The organism is Kitasatospora sp. NPDC088783 (genome assembly GCF_044750705.1).
Taxonomy (GTDB): domain Bacteria; phylum Actinomycetota; class Actinomycetes; order Streptomycetales; family Streptomycetaceae; genus Kitasatospora; species Kitasatospora fiedleri.
Map to the genome: position 1 here is coordinate 64,329 of NZ_JBIVKJ010000016.1, position 13,887 is coordinate 78,215.

Consider the following 13,887-nt stretch of genomic DNA (forward strand, 5'->3'; position numbering starts at 1 on the left):
AGACCCCGTGGACCGCAGCCGTACCCGCCCCACCCGCCCGTTCCTGCTCCTCGCCGTCGCCGTCGCCGCCGCAGCCGCCGCGCTGCTCACCGGCTGCGGCGGCGGGGAGCAGGACGGGAGCTTCGACGCCCAGCCCGGCACGCCGTCGCCGAGCTGCCTCCCGCACCAGAGCCGGGAACCGGGCACCAGGTACACCGGCGGTGAGAAGTCCGATCCGACGGCCGTGCTGGAGATGATGCGGTTCTACACCGCCAACGGGACCAAGGCGTACTGCGACGGCAAGCCGCCGACGGCCGTCGACCGCCGGTGGACGGATCTGTACACCGGTCTGGGCGGCGACGCGGGACACGTGGCGGCGCCGCCGCCGAAGTGACGGCCCCGCCGGCCCGCGGCTCAGCTCCCGGGCGGGAGTTCGGCCAGGGCGGCGCGGGCGGCGGGGGCGTGCAGCGGGTGGAAGGCGGGGTCGGTGGCCAGCGCCGTCCCGAACTCGGTGCGCGCCTCGTCGTTCCGGCCGAGCGCGCGCAGGATCACGGCGCGGTGGTAGTGGAAGAGTGCGTTGCGGGTGCCGAGCGCGAGCGCCTCGTCGGACTCCCGCAGGGCCTCCGCGTCGCGGCCGACGGCGTGCAGGGCCCAGGCGTAGGCGTCGTGGGTGTCCAGGAACGGGCGGGTGCGCAGGCCCTGTTCGGCGATCGCGACGGCGGTGGCCGGGTCGCCGTGGTCGGCCTCGAACAGGGCGGCGTCGGCGTCGAGCGCCACGCCGTTGTCGGTGAACAGCTTCCACTCGGCGCGCAGCACCCGGTACTGCTCCTCGGCCTCCGCGGTGCGGCCCAACGACTGGAGCAGCTCGCCGAGTTCGAGGACGTACTCGGGCTGCGGCACCTGGGCGGTCGCCCGCCGGAGGTCGGCGACGGCCTCGTCGCTGCGACCGAGCGCGGCCTCGGCCCGGCCCCTGGCCTCCAGCAGCGAGGCGGTGCCGGGTGCGGCGCGCAGGCCCGTCTCGGCCTGGGCGAGGGCACCGGCCGGGTCGCCGCTGCCGAGCGCCAGCAGGCTGAGGTGGTAGAGCGCGAAGGCCCGGTCGGCGGCGGTGTTGGCGTCGTCGAGGGCGCGTTTCATCAGCGCGGTGGCCGCGGCGGTGTCGCCGCGCAGCTCCCAGGTGTAGGAGGCGCGGGCGAGGGAGGGGGTGCCGGGCTTGAGGTCGACCATGCGCTGCGCGGCGTCGAACGACTCGGGGTAGCGGCCGAGTTGGGTGCAGGCGTCGGCGAGCGTCCCGTAGAGGGTGGAGTTGTCGGGGTTGATCGCGATCGCCCGCTGCGACCAGTCGAGGGCCGCGGTGAAGTCGTGGCGGGCGCCGGTGAGGGCGGCCATGCCGGCCATCGCGGTGAAGTTGCCGTCGGGGTCGGTGCTCAGCGAGCGGGTGAGGACGTCCTCCGCCTTCGGGTAGTACGACGGATCGGCGGTGATCTTGGCCTGCTGGACGTACGCCAGGCCCAGGGAGGCCATCGCGAGGGCGTCGTCGGGCGTGCTCCGCAGGTGCTCCTGCAACCCGCGGATGTCCCCGGCCAGACCGGTGTCGGCGGTGTCCTGGCCCGGGGGCCGCTCCGGGGCCGGGGCACCGCCGCGCTGCGGGGCGAGGCCGAGGCCGCCGGCCAGGAACAGGCCCACGCCGAGGGCGGTGGCGACGGCGGCGGGCAGCAGACGGCGGCGTCGGTTCACTGCGGTACTCCGGGGTGCTGGGCGGGCGGGGGCGTGGCGCCGGTCGGGGCGGCGGAGGCGGCGGCCTGCGCCGGGACGGCGAAGACCACCAGGTTGGCGGGGTAGGTGTGCTGTCCGTGGTCGTAGACGCCGTCGCAGGTGATCAGGCGCAGGCTCGGTCCGGGGGTGTCGCCGAAGACCTGCTCGGCGGGGAACCCCTGCTTGTCGTAGCTGCGCAGGGCCTGGACGGTGAACGCGGTGCTCGTCCCGTCCGCCGCCAGGACGTCGATGCCGTCGCCCGGACGCAGCACGGACAGGCCCGCGAACACCGCCGGGCCGGTGAGGGAGTCGACGTGGCCGACGATCACCGCGGTGCCGGGGCCGCCCGGGGCAGGGCCCTGGCTCCACCAGCCCGCGACGTCCGGGTCCGCGGGCGCGGCGAGGTGCCCGTCCTCCTGCACCTGGAGGTCGCTGAGCCCGGTGTCGACACCGATCCGGGGAATGCGCAGCCGGACGGGCGGAGCGACCGGCGCGCGGCCGGCCTCCGACGCGGTCGGCGCGGTCGGCGCGGCGACGGGCGCCGCGCCGTGCACGGTGGCGGGCAACTCGCCGACATCGACGCCCTGCGCGACGGCGGGCACCGCCGGACGGTCGACGACAGCCGCCACACCGAGCCCGGCCAACGCCAGCCCCGCCGCCACCGCACCCGCCCCCACCACCCGCCACGGCCCGAACGCCCGGACGGCGGCACCGGCCCGGCCGACGACCGTCTTACCGCGCTCCTCACCCGGGCCGGCGGGCGGACGAGCCTCCTGCGCGCGGGTCAGGGCGTCGCGGACGGCGGCCCGGGCTCGCGCCACGGCCGCACCGGCCCGCCCGGTGATCGTCTTGCTGCGCTCCTCACCCGGACCGGCGGGTGGGCGGGCTTCTTCCGTACGGGTCAGGGCGTTGCGGCTGGCAGTACTGTCCCGCGTCGCGGCGGCACGGGCCCGGTGGGTGGCCGTGCCGCCCTGCTTCTTCCCATCCGGGTCAGCGGGCGGGCGGGCTTCCTGCGTGCGGGTCAGGGCGTCGGGGCTGGCAGCACTGTCCCGCGTCGCGGCGGTATCGGCCCGGTGGGTGGCCGTCTTGCCGCGCTCCTCACCCGGGCCGGCGGGTGGGCGGGCTTCCTGCGTGCGGGTCAGGGCGTCGGGGCTGGCAGCACTGTCCCGCGTCACGGCCGCACCGGTCCGGTCGGTGGCCGTCCCGCCCTGCTCCTCACCCGGGCCGACCGGCGGGCGGCCCTCCCGTGTGCGGGTCAGGGCGTCGCGGACGGCCGCTGCGGCGGCGCCGGCCCGGGTGAGGGCGGCTTGGGCCCGCACGACGGCCGGCCGGCCGCTCGCGGGGAGCGGCCGGCCGGCCCGTTCGGGCGGTGTCACGAGCGGGCGGAGCGGCGGCGCAGCGCCAGCACGCCCGCCGCCGACACCAGCACGCCGCCGGCCATCGCGGCTGCCCCGGCGACCGGGAAGCCGCTGACGGACAGCCCGCCGAAGCCGGCCTCGACGGAGCCGCCCGGGTTGTCGGAGACGGCCTGGTTGACGGCGGCGGTGTTGGGCAGCGCCACGTAGGGGAAGTGGTGGCCGAAGGCGTGGTCGTTGGCGTTCACGCCGTCCCCGGCGGCCAGCGCGGGCACCAGGGTGCCGGTCTGCGCGGCGCCTTCGGCGGCCTGCAGGGTGATGTCGACGACGTCGTCGGCCAGGCGGCGGCCGTTCGGGAAGCCCGCCAGGTCGCCCGCGAGCACGCCGAGCCGGTTGGGGGCGGCGGCCGGGGCGACGCCCATGTTCAGGCGCAGCTCCTCGGAGGGCACGAAGCCGTCCTTCTTGACGTCCTTGTTGAGCAGCTGCGAGTTCAGGTCGGCCTGGACCGGCCCGCACGCCTTGCAGATGCCGGTCAGGAAGATCTCCACCAGGTCGTTGCGCGGCGCCGCCGGGGCGGGGATGCCGTAGATGCTCTGGACGAGCTTGGGCACGATCGGGTCCTTGACCTTGTCGACCACGGGGGTGACGGTGTGGTCCTGGTCCGGGGTCAGCGCGTTGAAGGCGTCCTTGTACTTGATCGGTACGACGACCTCGTTGACGAGCGGGTTGCCCAGCCGGGACACCTGCCGCCAGTCGCCCTCGCCCTTGCCTTCGCCGCCCTTGCCTTCGCCGCCCTTGTCCCCGCCGGACTTGCCTTCGCCGCCCTTGTCCGCGACGACGGCGCCCTTGCGGTCGGTGGTGGACCACACCCCGATCACCGGGTTGCGCTCGGCGTCGCCCTTCAGCGCCAGGCTCGTCTTCGGCACCTGGATGGCGATGGTGTTGACGTTGTAGCCGGTCAGGGTGTCGTGGCCGGACTCCTTGAGGTTCCCGCCGTAGAGCAGGTCGAAGACCCGCAGGTCGAGGAAGAACGGGTCGTCGGCCTGGCCGGCGAAGCTCTGCCCGCCGTCGGGGAGGTCCACGACGGCCTGCTTGCGCAGCGAGCCGTAGTCGGGCATCGACGCCTTGCCGACGTTCGACGGCGCGACGGGGGCGTCCTTGAGCAGGACCTTGCACTTCCCGTCCGGGCCGGTGACCGTGAGGGTGTAGGTCTGGCGGTAGTTCAGGTTCGGGTCGTCCAGCGACTTCACCACGCCGGTGTTGTACAGGAACTGGTTGGCGTCGTCGCGGTAGTGGCTGGCGAACGCCCAGGTGTAGGTGGTGTCGGGCTTGCCGTCGCCGTCGCTGTCGATCTTGATGGTGTAGTGCGCGTCGTCGGCGAACGGATAGAAGTTCGGGCCGCCGTTCGGCTCCTCGAACGGGATCCAGTTCGCCACCAGGGTGACGGTGTCGGGCTTGTCCGGGCTGACGAACGCGTACACGTCCGTGTTGTCGGCCCGCGGGTCGCCCGAGATGAGCGGCGCCTCCCGGTGGCTGGAGGCGTGACCCACGCCGGGGGCGAGGCCGACGAGGGCGCCGGCGGCGGCGAGGGCCAGCACCCCGAGGCCCGCCATGGGCTTCTCGGAACGGCGGGCGAGGGAGGACAGCTTCGAGGACGGCGGACGCTGCATGATCTGCGCTTTCGTGAGGGGGACCCGGATCGCACCGCGCGGCCCCCGTGGGAAGGGGGACCGCGCGTTCCGAACCGCCGGCTCCGGTGGCGGCGGTCGGGGACAGACCTGAGAACCCGTCAGACGGCTGCAGGTGTAAGCCCGACATAAGAGCACCACGGCCCGGGCCCGGCCGCGCTCGTTGCTGCGCCGTCAGGGAGGTGTCGGCCGGACACGGCACCCGATGGGAGCAGTCCCGGCCCTCCGGCGGGTCAGCGGCAGCCGTCGTGCGGGCGCGGCGGGACCAGCCAGCCGCGGGCCTGGGCGGCCATGCCCGCGCTGAACCGGCTGGTGGCGTCGAGCTGCTCCAGCAGTTCCCGGACGATGCGGCGCATGGTGCGGGAGGAGACGCCGATCTCCCGGGCGATGGCCTCGTCCTTGTAGCCGAGCTGCATCAGGCGCAGCACCTGGTACTGGCGGGCGGTGGGGCCGGTGCGGGTGGGCGGGGCGAGTTCGGCCGGCCGGGCGTCCTGCCAGCAGAACTCGAAGGTCTGCGCGAACAGGCTGACCAGGTCGGGGTTGCGCACCACCGCGACCGCGGGCTCCGCGCAGTCGCCGTCGTCCCCGCCGCCCCCGTCGTCCCCGCCGGTCGGTGCCGGGACGAGGGCGAGGCCGGTGTCGAGCACGGTCAGCCGGTAGGGGAGGGTCGCCGAGGTGCGGATCTGCGCGCCCGCCCGGCGCAGCGCCTTCAGGTGGGCCCGGCCGCGCGGCACCCGGAGCATCGACTCGCTGTGGATGGTCCGGACGGCCACCCCGCGCCCCAGCACCTCCTCGTCCCGGCGGCGGGCGGCCAGCAGCAGCGACGCCGGCAGCGGCGTCCCGGGGTGCATGCTGAGGATCCGGCCGGTGGCCGTCGCGACGGTGTCCTCCAGCAGTTGCCGGACCTCGGACTCGCCCCGGAACACCTCCACCCCGTGACCGCTCAGCCGGTCCAGGTGGGCGGGGAGCGCGCCGGTTCGGACCTCTGCCAGCCTGCGGTCCAACTCCTCGACCTTGCAAGCCAGTTCGCCGATGGCCTGGCGGGCCGAGTGGAGGATGCGGCCCATCTGGGCCTCGGGTAACGACGGCTCGCGCCGGTCGGGCTGAAGCTGCATGAGCGCGCCCCCAGGTCTCTCGACACCCCCGTGCCGACTACGACCGGCGCGCGGTCCCCGGGGGGAGCGTGCACGGTCGGTTGCACCGTGTGCACGAACAGCAACCATGCTGCGTCACGGTCCGCGAGCCGAACAACCCACATCTCAGCCATCGGACAGCGGTGTGCTGTGGCCTGCGTCACAGTGCGGGATGCGGCTGCTTCGTGTCCCGACGGCCGCTCGGGGCCATGGCCGGACTGAGCCATCGGCGTTCGCTGGACAGCCTCGGCGGTCGGCTGGTTGGTTTGCGAGTGGCCGCTGAGTGGTCGGTGCCGTCTCACCAGGAGAGACGGATCGTGGACGCACACCGACCGGCGGCGCTCCACCACGGCTGTTCTCCGGCGCGCCGGGCCGCGATCCGGCCGGCCCGCGCCGCCCCGGCCGACGGCCCGGAACGCCGATCCGATCCGGGGCCGACCCCGTTCCCCGAGGTGCATCACCACCGATCCGAGAACGCGAGAGGACCTATGGGCGTCGAAGAGTTGACCAATCCGCTGCTGGCCGGGTTCTGGAACGAGACGCGCCTGCGATCGAACCTGGAGGCCGTCTCCCCGGCCGCCGGTCAGCCCGACCCGGGTCTGAGCGTCCAGTGGACGCGGATCGCCGCGGCCCTCGGACTGGGGTACGGCGAACGCTCGGGCGCGGTGATCACCAAGGGCAAGACCCTGATGCGGGCCCGCACCACGCCGTCCGCCGGGGCGCTCTACCCCTTCGAGGTGCTGGTGGCGTTCCAGGACGGCCACGAGTACGCGCTCTACCACTACGACGCGGCCGGTTGCAGCCTGCGCCGACTGGCCGCCGTCGGCCGCCGCGACCTGGCCGACCTGCTGGCCGGCTCCGCCCGGCCCGCCGACCCGCTCGCCGCCGACCCGCTCGCCGGCGACCCGATCACCACCGGTCCGCTCGCCACCGATCCGCTCGCCGCCGACGGCGCGCACCCCGCCGAACTGCCCGCCGCCGTGGTCGCGGTGGTCGCCCGGCCCTGGCACGCCATGCGCAAGTACGGGCGGCGCGGCTACCTCTACACCCACCTCGACAGCGCCCACGCCGCCACCAACATCGCGCTGGCCGCCGCCGACGCCGGTTTCGCCCCCGCCGTCCGGCTGCGCTTCGACCGCCGCGCCCTGTCCCGGCTCTTCGGCCTGGAGAACCTCTGCCGGGAACCCCAGGCGCTGGTCACCCTGACCGCGCCGACCGGGCCCGCGACCGTCGGGCCCGGCCGCGCCCCGCGGACCAACCCGTTCGCGGTGCCGATCTGGTGGCACGACGGCGGCCGCGGCCTGGAGCAGCCCGACGGGCCCGAACGCGAAGCCTGGGACCTGGTCAGCCCGGTCAGCACCTACCACCAACCCCGGGACCTGGCCCGGCGGTTCGGCACCACCCCGGCGATCCGTCCGGCCGCCGCCGGTACCGCGCCGCTGGTGCTGACCGGCCGGGACGCCGACCCGCTCGCCGACTTCGGCGCGGTCGTGCTCGACCGGCAGTCCGCCAAGGGCTTCCTGGCGAAACCGCTCGACGCCGACGCGCTCGGCCGGGCGCTGGCCGCCGTCCGCGGCGGCATCGCCGTCGACTGCGCCGACGGGCCGCTGGCCGGGCTGCGGCTGCTGGTCCGCAACGTCGACGGGCTGCCGGCCGGCGCCTACGAGTACGACCCGGACGGGCACCGGCTGCTGCCGGTCGGCGGCGACGGCGGCTCGGAGGAGGCGGTGGTCGCGGCCTGCATGAACCAGGGCGTGGTAGCCGGCTGCGCCGCCCTGGTCGCGCTGCACGCCCCGGTCCGCCAACTGCTCGGCGAACGCGGCCAGCAGGGCCTGGCCGAACTGCACTTCCACGCCGCCAGCGCCGCCCAGCGGCTCTGCCTCGGCGCCGCCGCGCAGCACGTCGGGATCACCTGCCTGGGCGGCTTCGACGCCGGCCGGATCGCCGAACTCGCCCTGCTGGACGACCAGGAGGAGGTCATCTACGTCGTCGCGGTCGGCGTCGCCGACGAGAACGCCGTCAAGTGGGACCGGGCCCCGGTCGCCTACAGCCACGCCCGCGACCCCCGGCAGCAGCCCGGCTGAGCCCGGAACGGACCAGACCCGCGGCCGAGCCGGACACCGGCGCCGAGACCCGATCACAGAGAGCAGCGTGTGGTTTCCATGTTGAGCAACAGCATCCTGTCCGCGCACCTGACGGACGGTCACCGTGAGTTGCGGGCCCGGGCGGCGGACCACTTCACCCCGCAGTGGCTCGACAAGTGGCGCACCGGGCCCGACGGCCGCCTGCGCCGCGAGACCTGGCAGGACCTCGCCGCGAACGGCTTCATGGGCGTCTCGCTGCCCCGCGACCTCGGCGGCCAGGGCCTGGGCCTGCTCGGCGCCCTGGTCCTCGGCGAGGCCATGGCCGGGGCCCGCGACGGCGGCATCGCCCTCGCCATGCACGTGCAGAACGAGATCGCCGGGGACTGGCTGGCCGCCGCCCGCGACCCGGCCCTGCGCGAGCGCTACCTGCCCGCCCTGCTGGCCGGGGACCTGGTCGCCTGCCAGTGCGACACCGACCCGTCCGCCGAACAGCCCACCACGGCCACCACCGACGGCTCCCGGATCGTCCTCGACGGCCGGAAGAAGTTCGTCATCAACGGCGCCACCGCCGACCTGTGCTTCGTCAGCGCCGTGCTCGACGGCGCGCCCGCCATCGTCGCCGTCGAGAAGAGCACCCCCGGCGTGCGGGTCACCGAGGTGTACGACAAGTTCGGCACCCGCAGCGTCGACTCCGCCCAGGTCGAGTTCGACGGCGTCCGGGTGCCCGCCGGGCAGGTCGTCTCGCGCAGCGGGATCAGCCAACTGATGCGCTGGAACCGGGTGATGTCCCGGATGCGGCTGCTGATCGCCGCCGACGCCTACTTCACCCACCGCACCCTGCTCGACCACGTCACCGACCACGTGCGCCGCCGCACCCTCGGCGGCCGGCCGCTCGGCGCCTGGCCGGTCAACGCGCACGCGCTGGCCCGCGCCCGGGCCCACCAGGAGCTGATGGAGGCGGGCATCGCCGACGCCTACCTGCGGGTCACCGCCGGCGGCAGCACCGTCCCCGAGATCGCCGAACTCAAGTGGTTCTGCGTCGAGAAGGCCAACGAACTCGCCACCCTCGCCACCGACCTGGAGGGCGGCGCCGGCTACATGTGGGACAGCCCCTCGCTGCGGGCCCACGCCCAGCTCCGCGGCTTCCGGATGTCCGGCGGCAGCCAGACCACCATGCTGACCATCGCCAACCACAGCATGGCCTGCCGCGCCGAACTCGACCTCGCGCCCGCCGGCCGGGACGGGGCCCGCCGTGGCTGACCCGCGGCGGCTCGGCGCCGCGTTCCTCGCCGCCTGCGCCGGACACGGCCGACGGCGCGCCGTCGTGGCCGGCGGCGACGCGCTCGACTACGCCCGGTTCGGCGCACTCGTCCGCGCCCGCGCCCGCACCCTGGACGCGCTGCTCGGCCCCGACACCACCGACGTCGGCGTGCACGCCGCCAACAGCGCCGACTACCTGGTCTCCTACTACGCCCTGCTGGTGGCCGGCCGGCTGCCGTTCCTGATCGACGCCACCTTCGGCGCCGCCGAACTCGACGGCATCCGCCGCAGCTGCGGCGTCCCGGCCTTCCTGCACGACGCCGACCGGCCGTTCCCGCTCGGCGGCACGCCGCGGGCGGTGCCCGGCAGCGCGCTGGCGCTGACCGTCCTGCCCGGCGGGCGCGGCGACGCGCCCGCGCCCGGGCCGTCCACCGCCACCTGCCGGTTCACCTCGGGCACCACCGGCGCGCCCAAGTGCCTGGAGTTCACCGCCGACGCCGTCACCGCCGCCGCCCGGACCTGGGCGGCCGGCACCGGACTCGGCCCCGACGACCGGGTGCTCTGCCTGGCCGGCTTCACCAACGGGCTGGCGTTCAACACCTCGCTGCTGCCGGTCTTCACCGTCGGCGCCGAACTCCACCTCTACCAGGGCCTGCCCACCTCCGGCGGCATCACCCGGGCCGTCGCCCGGGCCGCCGCCACCCGGCTGGTCGCCTTCCCGCTCGCCTACCGGCTGCTCGCCGCCGCCCCCCGGCCGGACGCCGTCGCGTTCGCCACCGTCACCCGGGCGGTCTCCGCCGCCGCCGTCCTCGACCCCGAGGTCCGGCGGACCTTCGAGGCCCGGTACGGCGTCCGGATCGCCGACTACTACGGCATCGCCGAGACCGGCCCCTGCACCTACGAACGCGACCCCGAGCACACCGAGGGGCTCGGCACCGCCCTGCCCGGCGTCTCGGTCCGGACCGTGGACCTGCCCACCGGCGAGCGCGAGGTCCGGGTCCGGACCGACTCGATGGCCGCCGGCTACCTCAACGCCCCCGGCGCCCTGGCCGAACGGCTCGACCCCGACGGCTACTACCGCACCGGTGACCTCGGCCGGATCGAGGACGGCCGGCTGTTCGTCACCGGCCGGCTCGGCGGCCCGATCAACCTGGCCGGCCGCAAGATCGACCCCGCCGAGATCGAACGCGCCCTGCTCGACCTCGACGGCGTCACCGACGCCGCCGTCTTCGCCGACACCGACGACAACGGCGAGACGGTGCTGCACGCCGCACTCGCCGGCACCGGCCGGCTCGGCCGGGCCGAGGTCGTCGACGCCTGCCGCGCCCGGCTCGCGCCCTTCAAGGTCCCCGGCCGGGTCACCTTCCTGCCCGCCATCCCGCGCTCCACCGTCGGCAAGGCCCGGACGACCGAACTGCGCCGCCTGGTCCGGGACGCCCGGGCCGCCGACCCCACCCCGCACGGACTGGAGAACCCCGCATGAGCACAGCCCACGAGGCGGCCCGCACCGACACCGACACCGACCTGCGCGCCGAGATCGAACTGCTCGTCGAGACCGCCACCGGACGCGTCGTCACCGTCGCCGACCTGCGCGCCGCCGACGGCGAACTCGACCGGGCCGGCGTCAACTCCATCGGCTACATCAACCTGATGGAGGTGCTGGAACAGCGCTACGACGCCGTCATCGACCCCGAGGCCGACCCCGAGCACCTGTACTCCGTCGACTCGATCGCCCGCTTCGTCACCGCCCGGCTCGCCCGCGGAGGCCGCGCGTGACCGCCACCGACCCCCGGGCCGCGCGGGCCGCCCTCGACCGGCTGCTCACCCGCCGCGGCCTCGACCGGCCGGCCGACGCCGACGACGCGGTCCTCCGGAGCCCCGAGCGGGAACTGGAACGGGCCCTCGACCAGGTCTGGGAGCGGCACCCGTTCGCCCTCGCCGCCGCGCTCACCGAGCAGGTGCACGGCGTCCTGCCGCTGCTCGACACCTTCGAGGCCGACGCCCCGCTGCTCGACGGCGTCCGGACCGGACGGGTCACCGCCGCGCTCGGCCTCTACACCCCGAACGCCCTGTTCAGCCTCACCGTCCCCGCCGTCCGGGCCGACCGCGACGGCGACCGGACCACCCTGCACGGCCGCTACCGCTACGCCGCCCGCGACGCCGAGGCGGCCCTGGTCACCGTCCGGCTGGACGGAGCGACCCGGCTCGCGCTCGTCCCGCACGACGCCCCCGGCGTCCGCCCGCACGGCGCCGGACGGTCCGCCGACCACGGCTGGGCCGTCCTCGACGGCGCCGTCCCCGCCGCCCTCTCCCGACCCGTCGACTGGGCCCTCGACGGTGTGCTGACCGCCGCCCTCGACGCCCACGCCTGGGCGTTCGCCCGCCGCGCCCTCGCCCGGCCCGCCCGGGACGTCGCCGACCTGCGCCGGACCCTGGCCCGGGCCGGCGAGGGCGTCGAGGCGCTCTCCACCTCCCAGTACCTGGCCCACGAGCTCAGCAAGCTGGAGATCGAACTCTCGCTGGCCGCCGCCGCCGCCCGGTTCGGCGCCGCCTTCAAGGACGAGGCGCCCGGCGGCACCGCCGCCCTCGCCACCCTGCTGAGCTGCGTCGACCTGCTGCGGCGCACCGCCCGCACCACCGAGGACATGGCCACCGAACTCGGCCTGGCGGACGCGCCCGCCGACCGCGACGACGCCGGCCTCCAGGCCCACTTCGGCGGCCGGCGGGTGGTCGAGAACGAGCTGGCCCGGCGGATGGGCCTGGTCCCGGAGGCGGTCGCCGCATGACCGCACCCGCCGCCCCCACCGCCGCTGCCGCCCCCGCCGTCCCCGCCCCCGTTCCCGTCGTCGTCTGCGGACTGACCGGCCGGATGGCGGGCGTCGTCCGGCAGGGCGTCCTGGCCGCCCCCGACCTCGCCCTCTCCGCCCGCCTCACCCTCCGCGCCCCGGACCACCGGCCGGACCGCGGCCCGGACCGCGACCCCGACCCGGGCCCCGACCCGGCCGTGCCCGTGGTGCACCGCCTCGCCGACCTGCCCGACCCGGACCCGGTCGTCGTCGACTTCACCGCCGAGGAGGCCACCGCCGACCTGCTCGACCAGGCCCGCACCGTCCGCTGCGCCCTGGTCATCGGCACCAGCGGCCTCGGCGACCGGCACCGCCGCCTGCTGGCGGAGGTCGGCCGCCGCCGCCCCGTCGTGGTCGCCGCCAACTACAGCCTCGCCCTGCTCGCCGTCACCCGCTTCGTCGCCGACCTCGCCGCCCACGCCGACGACAGCTGGGACGCGGGCGTCAGCGACCTGCACTTCGCCGGCAAGCGCGACCGCCCCAGCAGCACCGCCCGCCACCTCGCCGCCGCCTGGCACACCGCCCGCGGCCCCGGCGCCCCCGCCCCGGACGTCACCTCCTTCCGCCTCGGCGACGCCCTCAGCGAGCACCGCCTGGTCGCGGCCGGCACCGGCGAGCACATCGAGGTCCTGCACCGGATGGCGGACCGCCGCGCCTTCCTGCCCGGCGTGCTGCGCGCGATCCGGTACGCGGCCGCCGCCGGGCCGGGCGTCCGCACCCTGGCAGACGTGGTGCGCGACCCCGCGCCCGCACCGAGGTGAGCGCCGTGCGGCTGCTCTGGGACGAGGTCCGGCCCGGCGCGGCGCGGGACGCCCACCCGCCCGGCGCCCCCACCGGGCCGGACGACCCGCACGGCGGCTTCACCGGCGCCGCCCGGCAGGACCAGCGGTACGCCGCCCGGCACGCCCTGGCCGCCGGCCTGGTCCGGCTCGGCCTGGTCCCCGACCTGCCCGACACCCACCGGCGGATCGGCCTCGCCGGGCCCGCCGCCGTCCGCCGGATCTGCTGGGACGGCGCCGCGCTCCGGCCGCCGCTGCAGTTCTCGATCGCCCACACCGCCGACCAGGTGGTGGTGGCGCTGCGCCGCGCCGACCCGCCCCCCGCGGGCCTGGGCGTCGACGCCGAGACCGCGTGGGACACCGCCGCCCGCAACCTGCACCGGTTCGGCACCCCCGCCGAACTCGACGCCCTGCACCGGGCCTGCGGGCCGGTCGAACCGCTGCACCTGTGGTGCGTCAAGGAGGCCCTGGCGAAAGCCTCCGGCCTGGGCTTCCGCACCCCGCCCAAGCGCTACCGGCTGCACCCCGCCGGCCCGCCCGGCCGACTGACTGTCGAGATCGCCGGCGCCGGCCCCGCCGGCCACCGCCGCCCCGCCCGCATCCGGGCCGGCACCCGCACCGCCACCGGCCGCCCGCCCACCGCCTGGGCCGTCGCCGACCTGCCGACGCACTGAGCCCGGCGGACCGGGCCCCGACCACCCGACCGATCGAAGCCGACATGGGAGAAGGAAGACCGTGACCGAGGACGCCCCGCCCACCGGCCTCAGCCGACTGATCGCCGACCGGCCGGAGGCCGTCCCGGCCGTGGCCGACCCGCCGACGCGCTGAGCCCCGGCCGACCGCCCTGCCGACCGGCGGTCCGCCGCCGCGCTGAGCCCCGGCCCGTCGCCGTGCCGCTCACCGGCCCGCCGCCGCGCCGGGCCCCGACCACCCGACCGATCGAAGCCGACATGGGAGAAGGAAGACCGTGACCGAGGACGCCCCGCCCACCGGCCTCAGCCGACTGATCGC

Annotated in this window: 12 protein-coding genes; 8 read left to right on the top strand and 4 right to left on the bottom strand. The window is 76.2% G+C overall.

Annotated elements, in window-relative coordinates:
* Positions 1 to 7: 7 nt before the first annotated feature.
* On the top strand, positions 8 to 373 hold the full coding sequence (locus ACIP60_RS31515) for a hypothetical protein (RefSeq protein WP_400690934.1): 366 nt from the start codon (positions 8 to 10) through the stop codon (positions 371 to 373).
* 20 nt (positions 374 to 393) lie between these two features.
* Here ACIP60_RS31515 and ACIP60_RS31520 read toward each other — a convergent pair whose 3' ends face one another.
* The 4 genes from ACIP60_RS31520 to ACIP60_RS31535 form a co-directional block, all read right to left on the bottom strand.
* On the bottom strand, positions 394 to 1,713 hold the full coding sequence (locus tag ACIP60_RS31520) for a tetratricopeptide repeat protein (protein WP_400690936.1): 1,320 nt from the start codon (positions 1,711 to 1,713) through the stop codon (positions 394 to 396).
* On the bottom strand, positions 1,710 to 2,552 hold the full coding sequence (locus ACIP60_RS31525; RefSeq protein ID WP_400690938.1) for a class F sortase: 843 nt from the start codon (positions 2,550 to 2,552) through the stop codon (positions 1,710 to 1,712). Before ACIP60_RS31525 ends, ACIP60_RS31520 begins: the two co-directional genes overlap by 4 nt.
* A 551-nt stretch (positions 2,553 to 3,103) precedes the next feature.
* Positions 3,104 to 4,756, bottom strand: a complete 1,653-nt coding sequence (locus ACIP60_RS31530) for a DUF4331 domain-containing protein (protein WP_400690940.1) — start codon at positions 4,754 to 4,756, stop codon at positions 3,104 to 3,106.
* Between the two features lie 251 nt (positions 4,757 to 5,007).
* Positions 5,008 to 5,889, bottom strand: coding sequence for a response regulator transcription factor (locus ACIP60_RS31535; RefSeq protein ID WP_400690942.1), 882 nt, complete (start codon positions 5,887 to 5,889; stop codon positions 5,008 to 5,010).
* Positions 5,890 to 6,395: 506 nt separating this feature from the next.
* On the opposite strand from ACIP60_RS31535, the gene ACIP60_RS31540 reads away from it, so the two are divergent.
* The 7 genes from ACIP60_RS31540 (at position 6,396) to ACIP60_RS31570 (ending at position 13,550) form a co-directional block, all read left to right on the top strand.
* Entirely contained in the window at positions 6,396 to 7,991 is a 1,596-nt protein-coding gene (locus tag ACIP60_RS31540) for a nitroreductase family protein (protein ID WP_400690944.1), read from the top strand.
* Between the two features lie 81 nt (positions 7,992 to 8,072).
* A complete protein-coding gene (locus tag ACIP60_RS31545) occupies positions 8,073 to 9,251 on the top strand; it encodes an acyl-CoA dehydrogenase family protein (protein WP_400690946.1) in 1,179 nt (392 codons plus the stop codon).
* Complete coding sequence (locus ACIP60_RS31550; protein WP_400690948.1) at positions 9,244 to 10,734, top strand: class I adenylate-forming enzyme family protein; 1,491 nt, start codon at positions 9,244 to 9,246, stop codon at positions 10,732 to 10,734. Before ACIP60_RS31545 ends, ACIP60_RS31550 begins: the two co-directional genes overlap by 8 nt.
* Positions 10,731 to 11,027: a hypothetical protein gene (locus ACIP60_RS31555; protein WP_400690950.1), complete on the top strand. Its 297-nt coding sequence runs from the start codon at positions 10,731 to 10,733 to the stop codon at positions 11,025 to 11,027. The genes ACIP60_RS31550 and ACIP60_RS31555 overlap by 4 nt, the downstream gene beginning before the upstream one ends.
* A complete protein-coding gene (locus ACIP60_RS31560; protein ID WP_400690953.1) occupies positions 11,024 to 12,037 on the top strand; it encodes a hypothetical protein in 1,014 nt (337 codons plus the stop codon). The genes ACIP60_RS31555 and ACIP60_RS31560 overlap by 4 nt, the downstream gene beginning before the upstream one ends.
* On the top strand, positions 12,034 to 12,858 hold the full coding sequence (locus ACIP60_RS31565; RefSeq protein WP_400690956.1) for a 4-hydroxy-tetrahydrodipicolinate reductase: 825 nt from the start codon (positions 12,034 to 12,036) through the stop codon (positions 12,856 to 12,858). Before ACIP60_RS31560 ends, ACIP60_RS31565 begins: the two co-directional genes overlap by 4 nt.
* A gap of 5 nt (positions 12,859 to 12,863) precedes the next feature.
* On the top strand, positions 12,864 to 13,550 hold the full coding sequence (locus ACIP60_RS31570) for a 4'-phosphopantetheinyl transferase family protein (protein WP_400690959.1): 687 nt from the start codon (positions 12,864 to 12,866) through the stop codon (positions 13,548 to 13,550).
* The last annotated feature ends 337 nt before the right edge of the window (positions 13,551 to 13,887 follow it).